Source organism: Halomonas sp. BDJS001 (genome assembly GCF_026104355.1).
Classification (GTDB): Bacteria; Pseudomonadota; Gammaproteobacteria; order Pseudomonadales; family Halomonadaceae; genus Vreelandella.
In genome coordinates, this window is sequence record NZ_CP110535.1 from 4,830,803 (window position 1) to 4,846,711 (window position 15,909).

General features: G+C 51.8%; 13 protein-coding genes and 1 pseudogene. 8 read left to right on the plus strand and 6 right to left on the minus strand.

Annotation, left to right across the window (positions count from 1 at the left end):
* Positions 1-7: 7 nt before the first annotated feature.
* The 4 genes and pseudogenes from OM794_RS22525 to OM794_RS22540 all read left to right on the plus strand — a co-directional run bounded on the left by OM794_RS22525 (position 8) and on the right by OM794_RS22540 (position 4,408).
* Positions 8-1,518: pseudogene (locus OM794_RS22525) on the plus strand (tripartite tricarboxylate transporter permease).
* Positions 1,518-2,237 carry a GntR family transcriptional regulator gene (locus OM794_RS22530; protein WP_265154099.1) on the plus strand — a complete coding sequence of 240 codons (720 nt, stop codon included), beginning with the start codon at positions 1,518-1,520 and terminating at the stop codon, positions 2,235-2,237. The pseudogene OM794_RS22525 and the gene OM794_RS22530 overlap by 1 nt, the downstream one beginning before the upstream one ends.
* Positions 2,238-2,699: 462 nt before the next feature.
* On the plus strand, positions 2,700-3,650 hold the full coding sequence (locus OM794_RS22535; protein ID WP_226249119.1) for an AEC family transporter: 951 nt from the start codon (positions 2,700-2,702) through the stop codon (positions 3,648-3,650).
* A 29-nt stretch (positions 3,651-3,679) separates the two neighbouring features.
* Positions 3,680-4,408 (plus strand): SDR family NAD(P)-dependent oxidoreductase, encoded by a 729-nt coding sequence (locus tag OM794_RS22540; RefSeq protein WP_226249118.1) that lies wholly within the window; start codon positions 3,680-3,682, stop codon positions 4,406-4,408.
* A 1-nt stretch (position 4,409) separates the two neighbouring features.
* Here the strand turns inward: OM794_RS22540 and OM794_RS22545 are convergent, their stop codons facing one another.
* From OM794_RS22545 to OM794_RS22555, 3 genes are all read right to left on the minus strand, one after another.
* Positions 4,410-5,915: a tripartite tricarboxylate transporter permease gene (locus tag OM794_RS22545; protein WP_226249117.1), complete on the minus strand. Its 1,506-nt coding sequence runs from the start codon at positions 5,913-5,915 to the stop codon at positions 4,410-4,412.
* A gap of 27 nt (positions 5,916-5,942) precedes the next feature.
* On the minus strand, positions 5,943-6,449 hold the full coding sequence (locus tag OM794_RS22550) for a tripartite tricarboxylate transporter TctB family protein (RefSeq protein ID WP_226249116.1): 507 nt from the start codon (positions 6,447-6,449) through the stop codon (positions 5,943-5,945).
* A gap of 76 nt (positions 6,450-6,525) precedes the next feature.
* Positions 6,526-7,512 carry a Bug family tripartite tricarboxylate transporter substrate binding protein gene (locus tag OM794_RS22555; protein WP_226249115.1) on the minus strand — a complete coding sequence of 329 codons (987 nt, stop codon included), beginning with the start codon at positions 7,510-7,512 and terminating at the stop codon, positions 6,526-6,528.
* Between the two features lie 444 nt (positions 7,513-7,956).
* On the opposite strand from OM794_RS22555, the gene OM794_RS22560 reads away from it, so the two are divergent.
* Both OM794_RS22560 and OM794_RS22565 read left to right on the plus strand, forming a co-directional pair.
* Entirely contained in the window at positions 7,957-9,669 is a 1,713-nt protein-coding gene (locus tag OM794_RS22560; RefSeq protein WP_226249114.1) for an FAD-dependent oxidoreductase, read from the plus strand.
* Positions 9,662-10,498 carry a sugar phosphate isomerase/epimerase family protein gene (locus OM794_RS22565; RefSeq protein ID WP_226249113.1) on the plus strand — a complete coding sequence of 279 codons (837 nt, stop codon included), beginning with the start codon at positions 9,662-9,664 and terminating at the stop codon, positions 10,496-10,498. The genes OM794_RS22560 and OM794_RS22565 overlap by 8 nt, the downstream gene beginning before the upstream one ends.
* 171 nt (positions 10,499-10,669) lie before the next feature.
* On the opposite strand, the gene aroQ is transcribed toward OM794_RS22565, so the two are convergent.
* Genes aroQ through OM794_RS22580 form a run of 3 tightly spaced genes read right to left on the minus strand, consistent with a single transcriptional unit; the run spans position 10,670 to position 13,884 of the window.
* Positions 10,670-11,119 (minus strand): type II 3-dehydroquinate dehydratase, encoded by a 450-nt coding sequence (gene aroQ, locus OM794_RS22570; RefSeq protein WP_226249111.1) that lies wholly within the window; start codon positions 11,117-11,119, stop codon positions 10,670-10,672.
* Positions 11,116-11,982, minus strand: coding sequence for a shikimate dehydrogenase family protein (locus tag OM794_RS22575; protein WP_226249110.1), 867 nt, complete (start codon positions 11,980-11,982; stop codon positions 11,116-11,118). Before OM794_RS22575 ends, aroQ begins: the two co-directional genes overlap by 4 nt.
* 57 nt (positions 11,983-12,039) lie before the next feature.
* Complete coding sequence (locus OM794_RS22580) at positions 12,040-13,884, minus strand: bifunctional sugar phosphate isomerase/epimerase/4-hydroxyphenylpyruvate dioxygenase family protein (protein ID WP_226249109.1); 1,845 nt, start codon at positions 13,882-13,884, stop codon at positions 12,040-12,042.
* A gap of 467 nt (positions 13,885-14,351) precedes the next feature.
* Here OM794_RS22580 and OM794_RS22585 point away from each other — a divergent pair, with 467 nt between their 5' ends.
* Both OM794_RS22585 and OM794_RS22590 read left to right on the plus strand, forming a co-directional pair.
* Positions 14,352-15,353 (plus strand): tripartite tricarboxylate transporter substrate binding protein, encoded by a 1,002-nt coding sequence (locus OM794_RS22585; RefSeq protein ID WP_226249108.1) that lies wholly within the window; start codon positions 14,352-14,354, stop codon positions 15,351-15,353.
* 58 nt (positions 15,354-15,411) lie between these two features.
* The gene (locus OM794_RS22590) at positions 15,412-15,888 is read left to right on the plus strand and encodes a tripartite tricarboxylate transporter TctB family protein (RefSeq protein ID WP_226249107.1); all 477 of its coding nucleotides are present in this window, start codon (positions 15,412-15,414) and stop codon (positions 15,886-15,888) included.
* Positions 15,889-15,909: the final 21 nt, after the last annotated feature.

A 15,909-nucleotide genomic window follows, 5' to 3' on the forward strand; every position in this document is an offset into this window, starting at 1 on the left:
ATTAAAAATGATTGATAATATTGCGAGCGCCTTCCCCTTAGTCTTTAACTACACAACTCTCAGCGTTATTTTCGCTAGTGCATTATTTGGCCTATTCGTTGGTGCTATTCCTGGCCTTTCAGCCACAATGGCGACCGCAATATTGGTACCCATTACTTTTTTATGGATCCAGTGCCAGCCATCGCTGCCATTGTTACAACAGCTGCTATGGCAATTTTTGCGTCTGACATTCCTACCGCCTTACTAAGAATTCCTGGCACAGCTGCATCCGCTGCCTATGTTAATGACATGAATGGTCTCGCCGTTAAAGGTAAAGTAGGTCATGCCCTTGGCATATCGGTTTTTTGTGCTGCTTTTGGTGGTGTCTTTGGCTCATTAATACTCATTTTCACGGCACCTAAGCTTGCCTTAGTATCGTTAAATTTTACCTCTACAGAGTATTTTTGGCTGGCACTGCTCGGGTTGACGGCAGCGGTGATGCTAGGTAGTGGATCAATACTGAAAAGTTTGCTTTCACTAGGCATAGGACTTTTTATTGCCATCATTGGCCTCGACTCAACCGCGGGACATCCACGCTTTGTGTTTGGCATAGATGCGGTTCTTTCCGGCGTTGCCTTTGTGCCTGCCTTAATTGGCATGTTTGCTATTCCTGAAATTATTCGCACAATCGTTTATAAAGACTCAAGCCCAGAAGCACCGGTACATGTCAGTGTGCGCTCTCTCTTCTCTGGGCTAGGCAAAACACTATATAAGTATAAGCTTAATATCGTGCGTGGCTCCGCGATAGGCAACGCGGTCGGTATTCTGCCTGGTGCTGGTTCCGACATTGGAAGCTGGATCTCATACGCTGTATCCAAAAAGATGTCTCGGCATCCCGAAAAATACGGCTCAGGCCATGATGAAGGATTAGTCGATGCGTGCTCAGCTAATAACTCTTCACTTTCTGGTGCTTATGTGCCCGCGATGGTATTCGGTATTCCTGGGGATTCAATCACCGCAATTGTCATCGGCGTTCTGTATGCCAAGGGACTCAACCCTGGACCGTTGGTATTTATTACTAAAGGTGTAGAAGTAACGGCTATATTTATCACTTTCATAGTTGCAAATTTATTAATCATTCCTCTCGGCCTGATTGCCATCTTAATTTCACGTCGCCTTTTACAGGTACAAAAGTCAATCTTAATACCTTTCATTTTGATATTTGCTATTGCTGGCTCTTATGCTATCGACAACACCTATACAGGAATTGTGATTATGCTGTTATTAGGGTTGCTAGCTTACTTTATGGAAGAGAATGGTTTTCCTGTCGCACCTGCTATCCTGGGTATTGTTATGGGGCCAATGCTTGAAAGCAACTTAATTACCTCTCTCATAAAAAGTGATGGTAATTTTCTTGAATTTTTCTCACGCCCTATAGCAGCAACACTTGGCGTCATTACACTTTGCGTATGGTTTCTACCTTTACTGCTTGGGCTTTTTCGGAAGTACAGAAACACGCAACGTAGCGAGTGCTTATAATGAGCCAAAAACTCCATATCGGAGCCGTTCAATCATTAACTGACATAGTGACTGAGAAGCTTCAACTAGCTATTATAAATGGTGATTTCGCCCTAGGTGAAAAGATCTCTGAAGAGGCACTTTCATTAAAACTAGGCGTCAGTAGAACCCCTATTAGGGATGCGCTAGCAAGGCTTCAGACCGTTGGCCTCGTCACCGTAAAACCTAAACGGGGCAGCTTTGTGTTCAAACCAAACAATCAAGATGTAGTAGATATTTGTGATTTTCGGTTTATGGTAGAGCTACAAGCGGCAAAACGTAGTTTTTATAAAAACCCGATAAAATTAATAAAGTCACTATCATATATTGCTCAAAAAATGCACATTGCCATGGATAGCAATAACACCTCGGAATATTCAAATCTAGACACATCGTATCATCAAACGTTTTTTGAATACTGTGACAATAAGTACTTGAACAACGCGTTCAACTTAGTCAATAGCCGCATTGCGGCTTTACGATTATCTATCACTTCTCCACAAAGTGAGCTAAGGACAATAAGCTTTAGAGAACACTTATCAATGGTTAACCACTTAAAAGAAAATAAAATATCTGAATTTGAAGAAACACTTCATGAACACATAATGCGTACACAAAATGTTTATCTGAAAGCACTGGCTATCCAAAGCAGCAATAAAAAACCAACGTTGAAAGGTGTAACGCTTCAGGAAAAGAAGTAGAGACATGGTAACCATGCATTTTTTACTCGGTAATATTCTAGAAACGCAATATAGATGCAAGCGGATCACATTTTCTTTGATCAGGGCAGCGACGGTGACTTCCATCAGCTGTATACCCAACCCGGCCGTCAGGCGTTCTTCTTTGAGCTGGTGCGGCGTGAAGGGTACAAGGGCAGGGCGCTCCGAATGCCTTTGTGCGGTAACCGCACAACAGCCTTTGGAAGCAGAAACTGACGGCATTACTCAAGATGCTTCGGTTTGGCCTTGACCGTTTGCGGGCTGAAGACACCGATTGCATCGCCACTGAATAGATCGATCCACATGTTTACCGCTGCGTACTCACCATATCGAGCAACTTGTCTCGCCTTCTGCTCACTCTATGCCATGAAGCGCCAGAGAAATAGCGTACAATTATTCGTCATTCGAACTTAATTATTTGCCTTCATGCGCTAAGGGGCCGCCATGCTCGCTATACTTGGGATTACCACGCCCATATTCCTACTTATTGGCTTAGGGTATATAGCGAGATGGAGTGGCATTATCCAGCGCGAACAGATGCAGGGAGTGGGCGTCTTTGTGCTCTACTGCGCACTGCCCGCGCTGGTGATCCGCGCGCTCACACAGCGACCTCTCGAAGAGGTTTTCAAGCTCAACTATCTGGTGGCTTACGGGCTGGGCTCTATCGCCGTTTTCGGTGCAGGGTTACTGCTCTGCTTAAAACTACAGCGCCAACCACTCAACGCCAGCGCCATGCAGGCGCTCGGCATGGCGGCCGCCAATAGCGGCTTTGTGGGTTACCCCGTGGCCGCCATGATCATCGGTTCGCCCGCGGCGGTGCTGTTAGCGCTCAATATGCTCGTTGAGAACTTGCTGGTTCTTCCCGCAGCACTGATTCTGGCCGAAATGGGTAACCACCAAGGTGCTAGCGTATGGAAAACAGTTAAGCAGACAGCCCTTAGCCTCATCAAAAACCCGGTGCTGGTAGGCTTGATGATCGGCATTTGCCTGGCCGTTTCCGGCGTTAAGATTCCCGCACCGCTGTTTAAAGCCATCAATATGCTCGCCGAAGCGGCGGGCCCAGCGGCGCTGTTTGTGATCGGCGGCGCGCTGTTTGGCTTGCAGGTTAAAGGTATGGCGAGCAATGTAGGTCAAATTGTCATCGGCAAACTGTTTATTCACCCCCTGCTCATCCTCATCGCCTTCTATTTTGTTCCAGGCGTTGATCCACTTTATATGGCCGGTGCATTGCTATTTGCTGCCGCGCCGATGATCAGCATTTACCCCCTGTTTGGCCAACGCTATGGTTTAGGCGGCGTAAGCGCTGCGGCAATGCTGGTGGCGACAGTAGCCTCTTTCTTTACCCTTAGCTTGATTATCTGGCTAATGACACTGTCAGGGCTCATGGCGTTTTAAATAGCAAAGGTGTACGGAGAAAAACAAACATGTACCAACACTCTGATCTGCAGGACTGCGCCGTGGTAACCGGCGGAGCGAGAAACATCGGCCAAGCCATTGCTTTGCGTCTCCAGCAGGATGGCTATCGCGTTATCGTGGCGGACATCGTCGCGCCGGAGGCCGACTCTTTACAAGAAGACGCCTACCAAGTCGACCTTGCCGACGCCAACGCGACTCGCCGGGTGATGGAGGAAATCGCCGAACGATATGCGGTGTCCCGGCTGATCAATAATGTGGGTATTGTGGCACCAGCGCTGCTTGAAGAGGCACGGCTTGAGGACTTCGATAAGCTCATGCATCTGAACGTGCGCTCGGCGCTGGTCTGCACTCAAGCGCTACTGCCCACTATAAAGGCACAGGGCATGGGCCGTATCGTCATGAATGCCAGCCGTGTGGTGCTCGGTAAAGAGGCGCGCACTATTTACAGTGCGACAAAGGGGGCACTGCAATCCATGGCCCGCACCTGGGCGCTGGAGCTTGCTGAGCACGGTATTACGGTCAACTGCGTGGCACCCGGCCCTATCGCCACCAGCGCTTTCTGGCAAAATAACCCGCCTGACTCTGAGCGCGCCCGCCGTATCATCGATAACATTCCGCTACAGCGTATGGGCCAGCCGGAAGACGTCGCCCAGGCGGTTAGCTTCTTTTGCGATGAGCGCAGCGGCTTCATTACCGGCCAGACGCTGTTTGTTTGCGGCGGAGTGACGGTCGGTTAAATCAGTTTTGGCGTGACTCGTCAGTGCTATCCCGCGCGCCACGGCGCGATGCGGCAAAGCGATAAACCGCCAGGCCGATAGATCCCACCGTCAGGGCGATGAAGGCCCAGGTAATCGGCCCACGCACAAAGATCGACAGGTCGTTGGAGCCGATAAGCAGAGAACGGCGCAGGTTGTCTTCGAACATCGGCCCCAGAATGAAGCCAATCAGAAACGGCGCCGCCGGTATGGCGACACGATTGAAGATATATCCCAACACCCCAAAAGCCAGCATCAGCCACACGTCGAACGTGGCGTTATTGACCGCATAGGCGCCGTAAACACAGAACATCAAGACGATAGGAAAGAGAATTGACTTGGGGATATCAGCAATTAACGAGAAGTACTTGATGGCAACGTTACCCACCACCAGCAGGATGACCGAGCTGCACATAATCCCCAGAAACAGTGCATAGATCAGCGATAGGTTTTCCTGGAACATAAGTGGGCCAGGGGTTAACCCGTGCACCATAAAAGCCCCCAGGATAATAGCGGTAATGACATCCCCTGGAATACCGAGCGATAACAGCGGAATTAGCGTTGCCCCGGCAACGCCATTGTTACCGGCCTCAGCCGCGGCCACCCCTTCTACCTCGCCCTTGCCGAAATTTGCTCTGCTGGGAGAGCGCCGACGCGCATCGCTGTAGGAGATGAACGCTGCCGCCGTCGCCCCGGTGCCGGGGATAGCGCCAATAATCACGCCAATTAAGCTACCTCGCACAATGCTTTTCATACAACGCTTGAGCTCAGAGAAAGCCAAACCAGCACCACTCGCCTTCGCCTTAATATGCGGGATCGCTTTCTTACGATAAAACTCGATGATTTCTGGAATCGCAAACAGGCCGATCAATAGGGGGATAAAGGAGATGCTGTCCATCAGGTTGTAGCTGTCGAAGGTCAGCCGCTGGGAACCGAAGACCTCATCCAACCCTACCATGGATAACAAAATGCCTAGCAGCGCTGCCATCAGGCCCTTGATCATAGAGCCGCTGGCTAGCGAGATGATAATGGTGAGAGAAAAACAGATCAGCCAGAAAAATTCGGGTGCCCCGAAGTTCAGCGCAATTTTGGCCAAGTAGGCGGCAAAAAAGATCAACGCTATGTTGGAGATAAAATCGGCAATCACCGATGAGTAAAGCGCAGCCTTTAGCGCTTTTTTTGCATGCCCCTGCTGGGCCATCGGGTAGCCGTCTAACAACGTACAGGCCGAGGCGGGGGAGCCCGGGGTTCTAATCAGAATGGCAGTAATCGAGCCACCGTACATCCCACCCTTATAGATGCCTACCAGCAGCAGGATAGCGGCAACCGGCTGCATGGAGAAGGTAAACGGGAGTGCCAAGGCCACCGCCATGGTGGCGGTTAAACCAGGGATGGAACCCACCACTACGCCAATCACCACACCTACGGCGATAGCCAGAAAGTTATCCAGGCTAAAGAATATGCCAACGACTTCCGAAAAGTTTTCCATAGGACACCTAGAAAAATAAGTAGCGAATCAGAAACCGAGCGGCATTATCGGTAGTGGCACGTTCATTACTTCTACAAATAAGAGCGTCACAATAATAGGAAACAGAAATGCCAGGCTATATACCCACCAAGTGCGAACCGGGTGTGCTACGAAAAGTACTAACGTTGCCAAAATACCGCAGAACACGGCGCCTATCACCTCAAACAAGGCAACATATATCACCAGAGACAACACCATTAGCACGAAACGCCGCGTGGAGCCTTTCTCAATCGCCCGCTCATCCTCCTCGGCTCTCTGTTCCACAATGCAGGCCTGAAGAATAAGCAGAACCGAAAACAGCAGGATCAGCCAGCCGATAATCGTCGGCAGCCACCGCGGCGACATCATTGGGTTTTGTAGGATCGGCGGTTCGTTTATATAGTTGGGTACCAGATAAAAGACCAACACGATGGCAAACCCCAGCAATACGATGCCGGTGATAAGATCGCTGGTATCTTTTATTTTTACTCTGCGCTTGGAACCCGAAGGTGTCATCGCGGCCTTCTCCTGGAGACACAAGAGAGGCGAGGGTAGCGGCCCTCGCCTCTGTGTTTGACGGAAGACGTCTTAATTACTGGCTAATACCGGCCTGCTGTGCAACGCCTTTCCAACGTTCTACTTCATCGGCAATGAACTGCTTGAACTCTTCGCCAGACACCTGACCCGGCTCGGCGCCCAGCTGATCAGCAAAGTCCAAAAACTCTTCACGCTCCATCACCTTAGCAAGGGCATCCTGCATAACGCTTTGCGCTTCTTCAGGGAAAGAGCTGTGTGCCACCAGGCCAAACCATGCCGTCGTGACGAACTGGTCGAGGTTGTACTCGCCCACTTCCGATAACGTGGGTACATCAGGCAAATACTCTGACCGCTCAGCAGAGGTAACCGCTAGAGCGCGCAAATCACCCGAGCGAATATGTGACAGGACGGTTGGCATGTTCTCAAAGGAGACATCGACATCGCCCCCTAAGAGCGCAGGAAGCGCCGCACCGCTGCCAGCAAAAGGCACTGCCGTCATATTGGTTTCAGTCAACGTCTTGAATAGCTCACCGGACATATGGATGGAACTGCCCACGCCACTGTGGCTGAAGGTCATGTTCTCTTCCTTTGCGGCTTCAACGAACTCAATAACACTTTCATAAGGGCTATCGGCAGGCACCACCATGACATTGGGGATATCGATCATGTTTTGCAGGAAGACAAAATCTTCGACGGGATCGTAGCTAAGATCGGGATAAATAGCTGCACCGATAGTGTGGCCGGGCGATGCCATCAGAATCGTGTGTTCAGCATCACGTCCACCGCGGGCGAGACGACCAGTGCCCACCGTAGAACCCGCGCCAGGGCGGTTTTCCACAACCACGTTAGCATCCAGCTCTTGCTGAAGAAGATCCGCGACGCGGCGGGAGAGCACATCCGTGGTGCCACCAGGAGCGTAAGGGACGACAAGACGAATATCGTCAGTAGGCCACTCGTTGGCGCTGGCAGTGGATACAGTGAGCCCCGTTGCAAGGGTGCTACCTAAAGCGGCAAGGCATGCTGCGCTAAGAATTTTTTTCATTTTTATCTTCCTATGCATTTGCTAATTTTTGTTCGTATCCCGTACACGTATTCGTAGCATGCCTCTGAGGTTACGTCGTTGTTCACGCAATAAAAAACACGACTTTAGTATCAATGAGGCTAATAAAGTGTGAGCAGACCTATTTCGCGTAAAAAAAAACCATTGGCACGCAAATAATATTAATAATAATTATATTTTTGCCCCTAACTGGGTGGCGTCTCCTGAATTCAAACAACAATCTGGGCAACCGCTGTCGCTGCTGCTTATTAGCTGAATTCAGGTATCTAATTTTACTAATTAAGAACGCTTGTCAACAAAAAAACACCCACCAGTTAACGAACTTTTGTACGTATTGCAAACAAAACTCATCTCCCCTACATTAAATGCAACGCCGTTCTAAATAATGGCATCTCTCCAATCTCAAACATTCCACTAGGAAAGATCATGACGCACCGTTCTATTAACGTTGACCTTGTGGTGGTGGGGTCGGGTGCGGCGGGGTTGGCTGCTGCCGTCACAGCCGCCCATCAAGAGTTAAAGGTCATTGTCGTTGAAAAATCTGATAGCTTAGGAGGGGCAACCGCTTGGTCGGGTGGCTGGATGTGGGCGCCCCGTAACCCGCTTGCAATTGCCGCTGGGATTAATGAAGACGTGGAAATGGTGCGAACCTACCTGCGCCATGAGCTAGGGGAGCGTTTTGATGCGGATAAAATTGATGCTTTCCTGGCTGCATCACCGGCCATGGTTGAGTTCTTTCACCACAATACAGCCCTCCAATTTGACGCTGGCAACGCTATCGCGGATATCCACGGTGATACGCCCGGCGCAGGCACGGGCGGCCGTTCAGTCATCGCTGCGCCGTTTGATGGCCGTGAACTAGATACCCAAACGCTGAAAAAGATGCGTACAACCATGCCTGAAACAGCGTTTCTCGGTATGCCCATTCAAGCCGGGCCCGATTTAGCCGCTTTTTTAAACGTTGCGCGTTCACCGAAGGCTTTCTTACATGTTACAAAGCGAGTAAGCCGCCACCTATACGACTTGGCCCGCTATGGTCGTGCAATGCAGCTCGTTAACGGCGTGGCGCTTACCGGAAGGCTTGCTAAATCCGCTCAGGAGCTAGGCGTGGAAATGTGGGTGTCCTCCCCCGCTAAGCAGCTCTTGACGATAGGTGATCAGGTAACTGGCGTGGTCGTTGCCTCGCCTGAGGGCGACATTAGCATTCGAGCAGAGAAAGGCGTGGTCTTAGCAGCGGGCGGTTTTCCTTGGGATGTATCGCGGCGTAAGATGCTATTTCCCAAAACGCCCACGGGCGAAGACCATTGGCCGCTGCCACCCTCTTCCGCCAGCGGGGATGGTTTGCGCTTAGGTGAATCAGTGGGCGGCGTGGTAGACACCTCGCTTTATTCCCCCGTCGCCTGGGCACCGGTCTCGCTGGTTCCCTATCGGGACGGCCATGTGGGCCACTTTCCACATATTATTGATCGCGCGAAGCCAGGCGTGATTGGCGTGCTGCAAAATGGCAAGCGCTTCGTTAACGAAGCAGGCGGCTACTACGACTACGTGGATGCCATGGTCAAAGCGGTACCTGCAGGTGAAGAGGTCTGTTCATGGCTGGTTTGTACTCATCGCTTTCAGCGCCGCTACGGCTTAGGCATTAGTCGCCCGGCCCCAGTGCCTTTTAAGCATTGGATTAAACAGGGCTACCTGAAAACCGGTAAAACGCTGGGAGCGTTGGCAACCGAGTGCGGCATTGACCCACAAGCGCTTAAATACACGGTTGATAACTACAACCGCCACGCCCGGCAAGGCGACGACCCTGCCTTTGGGCGCGGCTCCACGCCTTATAATCGTAAAAACGGCGACCCGGCCAACAGGCCAAATCCCTGTGTCGCACCGCTTGATCAGGGGCCATTTTATGCCGTCAAAGTACTGCCTGGCAGTTTCGGCACCTTCGCCGGACTTAAAACCAATGCGCACGCTCAGGTGCTTAACGCTGCCGACCAGCCCATCGATGGCTTGTATGCGGCGGGTAGTGATATGGCCAGCATCATGGGCGGCTTCTACCCTGCTGGTGGCATTAACCTTGGGCCTGCAATGACCTTTGGCTATATCGCGGGCCTGCACGCTGCCAACCAGGAGTTACCCAATGCCTGATGCCGCATCTCCCCGCTTTTCGCTTGCCGCATTGACGGTACTGGAGCTCTCCCCACCCGAGATGATTGCGGTGGCCGCGAAAGCAGGTTACGACGCGGTGGGACTTAGGTTGATTCCCGCTACTCCGGAAGAGCACCACTTCACCCTCGCCCACAATACGGCTCTGCTACGCCGCACTCAGCAAGCGCTGCGCGACAGCGGCATTAAGGTGCTCGATGTCGAAATCTTACGCCTCAAGCCCGATACCCAGGTAGTCGAAGAATTTGCCCATATCCTGGATATCGGTGCTGAACTGGGCGCCAGCGAGGTGCTGGTAGCAGGCAATGATGAAGACCTTGTACGCACCCAGGATAACTTCGCTCAGCTTTGCGAGTTAGCCAAACCCCGGGGCCTCTATCCGCATCTTGAGTTTATGCCCTGGACGGGGATAAAAAACCTGGAGCAAGCTGCCAGCGTCGTAGGAGCTGTGCGTGGTCGTGGGATCGATAACGCCTGCTTGCTCGTCGATGCATTTCACTTCAACCGCTCAGCAAGCCGCCTTGAGATGCTTGCCAGCGTGCCGACTGAGTGGCTGCGCTACGTGCAGCTGTGCGATGTAGCGGGGCCCATTCCAAGTGATATGGACGAGATTTTGCGCCAGGCACGTCAGGAGCGCTGCTTCCCAGGCGATGGAGATATCGAATTAATCAGCTTATTACACGCCTTACCGCGTGATATTCCCATTAGTTTGGAGATTCCTACCGAGGGGCTGCGCCAACAGGGCGCTTCAGCCCTTGAGCGCGCACAACGGGCATTGGTCAAGGCACGTGAGCTGTTGGCGGCGTTGTGAAGGCCTTACCCGCTGACCGTCCTCTGCTCGCCATTCCTTTATGTGCAGATTGTATGGGCCTCAGCCTCGGGCTACGTGGTGTTTGGCGATATACCCCTGATTGAAACCTATTTGGGAGCGCTATTAATTATCGCCGCAGGCATTTATCTTGCCACCCGGCGACAATAGTCTTTAGGCAACACGGCAAGCTTTCATAATCGCTTCCAGCGCAGCCTGATAACCCTGTGTGCCCAGCCCGGCAATGACGCCATCAGCACGTAGCGATACATAGGAGTGGTGGCGAAAGCTTTCACGCTTGTGCACGTTAGAGATATGTACTTCGATCACCTTGCCCTCAAAGGCGTTAAGCGCATCGAGAATCGCTACTGAGGTGTGGGTATAGGCGGCTGGGTTGATAATAATTGCCTGGGTACCATCAAGCCTTGCCGCATGAATAGCATCAATCAGCGCGCCTTCGTGGTTGCTCTGCAGGCAGTTAAGCTCCCAGTCAGCCATGACGGCTTTTTCACGTAACGCGTTATTGACGTCTTCAAGGGTCTCATAGCCATAAATTTCCGGCTGGCGGGCACCGAGCAGATTCAAATTAGGCCCATGCAGCACTAACACTTTACCTTGGCTCATTCGTCAGTTTCCTTCAGTAGTTCTCGACGGTAGTGGGCAAATAGCGTGGTTGACTGTTGGTCAGCCACCTCGCGTTTAGCTTCATCTTCACAGAACAGCTTAAAGGCGTCGACGCCTTGATACACAAACAGGCTGACACCGCTAACCACTGCAGCGCCCGCGTGCTTTGCCGCGGAAATAAACTCAGTGACAGCGGGGACGTACACAGCATCAAAAACCCAGTGGTGCGCCTGCACCAGCTCCGCAGGCAGCGGGCAGCCGGGGCTTTTTTCATGCCCAATCGGTGTACAGTTTACTAGCCCATCGCAGTGGGGCACGGTAGCAGCCAACTGCGCGGCGGTAATGGACGAAGCGGTGAAACCTTGTTGCTGTAGCTCCTTGGCCAGCTGGCGCGACTTGGCGTCATCCAAATCCATCAGTACGACCTCATTTGCGCCCAGCTGCCCTAGACCAAAGGCAACGGCTTTGCCGACGCCGCCGGTGCCCATCAACAGTACGCGGCCCGGTTTGCGCTCACCTAAGGTGGCACGAAAGCCACTCATAAAGCCGGTAAAGTCGGTGTTCTCCGCGATGATTTCGCCGTTTTCAAACACCAGTGTATTGGCAGCGCCCACCATTTTGGCGCCAACGGAGGGACGGGTGGCCAGCCCAGCGGCGGTCTCTTTCCAGGGAAACGTCACATTAACCCCGCGATAGCCTGCGGCGATGACTTTATCTACCTGTTTTGCCAGTGACTCAATCGGTTGCTCGTTGGCATCAAACAGATCGTAAGTAGTAGGTATGCCGGTGAGCTGCCCCAGCCGAACATGCAAGTCCGGCGAGCTGGAGTTCATAATCGCTTTACCGATCAAGCCAAGTTTCATTGTTATCCTCCCGCGCAGTGCCACTTTGCACCGCCGCGTTGTTTTCGTTTTGTCTCATTAGCGCTGGGCGGCTTGAGCGGCCAGGCGGATGCCCGCGTTGGCGGCACCAAACTGCTGATAGGCTCCACGCCGCTCAACGATTTCGAAAAAGAATCGGCCCGAGAACGTTTCGGTATAGGCGTGGAAGAAGTCACCCTCATCGTTGCGATCAAACAGAATATTGCGCTTACGCATCGCCTCTAACAGCTCATCTTCCAGCCCGTAGCGTGCTTCAAGATCGTCGTAGTAATTCTGCGGAATTTTCAGCAGCGGCAAGCCGCGCACTTGGAACTCATCCACCGTGGCGAAGATATCGTGGCTTTCAAAGGCGATCTGCTGCACGCCACCGCGAAACTCGCTCAGAAAACGCCCTGGCTGGGTATCCTGGGCCTGCGAAACCGTCAACGGGATACGAATACTCTGCTCAGGACTGATAACCGCTTGGCTGATCATCATACCCCGAGGGTCGATAATCTCGTTCTCTGTAGCCGCATTAAACCCAAATACGGTGCGGTGAAAAAGTTGCCAACTGAGTAGCTGCGTAGCGGGGAGTACGTAAGAGAGATGATCAACCCGGGTGAGTCCGGCCTCATTGCGGCTTTCTTGGTCAAACAGTTCAAAATCGGTTCGCCACTGCAAGTCCTCAGCCGCTTGATCATCCACCAGGTAAACAAGGCTGCCTTCTATACCCCGAAGCGCTGAGATTTCCATCTCGCCTTCGCCCACCTGGCCACGGAATGTCTGTGCTTTGAACGCTTTTGCACGGGCAAGCCCGCGTTCAACATCATTAACACGGAAACCCACCGCACACACCGAGGTGCCGTGAAGCAGCCGGAAAGTATGGGCAAAGCTGTCCGTTTCAAAATTGAGCACCAGATGAATCTCACCCTGTTTCCAGAGCTCGACATTTTTGGAGCGATGGCGGCCTACATGACGAAAGCCCAGTGCATCAATAAATTCGCCGAGCGGCGCGGCGCTCTCTTCGTCGAGGGTAAACTCAATAAAATGGATGCCGTTGTAGCTGGGCGCCGGGGGAATAGGGCTTGCCCAGGGGCCATCCTCAATAAGATTTTCGAGCAGAATGAGCGAGCGAAGACCATCCAGGGCGGTGATTTCAGTTGGCGCGGCGCGGAAGGCGTCGCTAAAAATTTCCAGCGACAGCGGGCCGTCGTAACCGGTTTTGGCGAGTTCAGCCATAAAGGCTTTCAGCGGTAGGCGACCTTGCCCAGGGAAGCAGCGGAAGTGACGGCTCCACTGAAGCACATCCATATCCAGTAGCGGTGCATCTGCCACCTGGACGAAGAAGATTTTTTGTTTAGGGATTTTGCCGATGGTAGAGAGGTCATGCCCACGCGATAAAATATGAAAGCTATCTAGCACTATGCCCAAATTAGGGTGATCAACGCGGCGCACGGCTTCCCACGCATCGCGGTAGTCCGAGATGTGGCGCCCCCAGGCCAACGCTTCAAACCCCACCCGAATATTACGCTTTGCTGCCAGTTCAGCAAGCTCACGCAAATCGGCCACTACGCGATCCATATCGTCTACTGCCTGCGGCGAAACGTTGCTACACACCAATAGAAAATCCGTGCCGAGCTGCTCCATTAGTTCGAACTTACGTTCGGCGCGCTTTAGATTGCGGCTGCGCTGTGGCTCTGGCATCGCCTCAAAATCGCGAAACGGTTGAAACGCGACGATAGTAAGCCCCAGACGTTCACACAGCGCGCAAACCTCTTGCGGCGAGCCATCGAAGGAGAGCAGATCATTTTCAAATATTTCTACGCCATCAAAACCGGCACGGGAAATGGCTTCCAGCTTAGTCCGCAGATCTCCGCTTAGACAAACAGTGGCAATTGCGCGCATAGCATCCTCCCAGGTAGTGCTTTCAAGCGAATGAGCTCTAGCATCACGACTATTATATGTCGCTATGGCTGAGCTAATGGGTTTCAGTATAGATGCCCATTGTTCGCATAGCGTTCTTTAGTTCGCATTATGCACGATAGGATGGGGGGTGTGGCAACCTGTTCCCTATACGACTAACACTACACCTATCAAAAACCGTTACTATATAGAGGTAATAGAGGTTTATTGTTATCAGAAACAATGGCTAATGCGCCCAACACTCTATTAACACCTGCTAAAACAACATGTTTAGTACTGCCTTGTAACGGCCATCATGCAATATTAAACCTTGGTCTTATACGAAGGTTTGTTGATTGACAGCCGCCATAGCGATCACTAGTGTTCGCCTTAAGCACTTAAGTTCGTAAGGCGAACTAATGTCGCCTTTGGCAGCAGCTAATATAATAACTCGTTGGAGGATAAGCATTATGACTAAGCCACTTTTCACCCAGTTGGCTATCGCTATCGGCTCTTTGGCAGTCGCGGGGGGCGTCCTCGCCGATTATCCTGACCGTAACATTCAAGGTACCATCCAGTGGGGAGCCGGGGGCGCCACCGACAACGTCGTACGCAGCCTGACGCCCCACGTGGAAGAGGTTCTGGATACCACTATTGTTCTCACCAACCGTCCAGGGGGTACTGGCGTTATTGGCATGAACCATGTTATGCGCCAGCGCCCTGACGGCTATAACCTACTGTTTGGTGCAGAGAATCCCCAGCTATACCCACTAATGGGCTTAGCCGATTTCACCTACGATGATATGTACCCTATCAATATTATCGGCCAAGGCCGTGTTGTCATTGCCACTCACCCTAATAGCCCATTCGATACATTCGCGGAGCTACTTGAGTACGCCCACGAGAACCCCGACGAACTCAAAATGGGTGGTACCGGTGCCGGTGGCTTGCCTAGTACAATTCACGCAATGATCAACTCTGTCGACGATCTTAATGTTCGCACAGTGACCTTCGGCGGAGATGGCCCTGGCGTTACGGCACTGCTGGGTGAACATATCGACTTTATGCCGCTAAGCCTTTCCGCGGTAGCCGAACAGATCCGTGCAGGCCGACTGAAGGGTCTTGCCGTACTGGGTAGCGAAGAGTTGGAAGACCTGCCGGATGTTCCACCGATCACCGATGCTATCCCAGAGCTTGATTCATTCTTACCTTGGGGCCCGTTCTGGGGTGTCTTTGTGCGTGAAGATACACCCGATGACGTAAAGGCCACTCTGGAAGATGCATACGAGCAAGCAGTTGCCAGTGATGGTTTCCAAGAGTTCTTAACTAATTTTGGTGGCGAATCACTCAACCTTAACGGCGAAGAAGCGCAGCAATACTTGGATAACTGGCAGTCCGTCACCGCGTGGTCAATGTTTGAAGCGGGTGCGGTCGAAAAATCTCCAGAAGAGTTAGGCATTCCACGCCCCTAACGTTATCTTCCTATGACTTAGGGGACAGGACTACCACCTGTCCCCTTGGAGTCTCTGTATGACTAAAAAAATTGAGCGCGTTCGGGCGGGAGAAAAGGTATTTGACTGGCTGCTTCTGCTCTTTAGTGTCGGTGTTCTCTACGAGGCTTATCGTATCGATAATGGAGTGCAGCTGAACTCCGCTGGCTCATTTCCTGTCGGGCTCGCCTTGATAATGCTTGCCTCCTCAATAGCGATTCTTTTCAGCCATCGGCGCAAGCAACGAGACCCACAAATCCGTAGCGCAGGCCAAGAGTTTAAAGTGTTTTTACATGAGCATTTTAAAACGCATATTGTGGTGTTCTCGATAGTATCGATGCTCTATTTAGTAGCTATCGTATGGACAAGCTTCTATGTAAGCACCTTTATCTTTTTAGCCGCTATGTTCATTTATTATCGTCAAGGAAAAATCATTAGTTCTTTAGTGATTGCTTCACTTGCCATTGCGGTAATTTATGTACTTTTCACGATAGTGTTTCGTGTCTATCTTCCTTGATTATGAACCCCGAGGCATCCA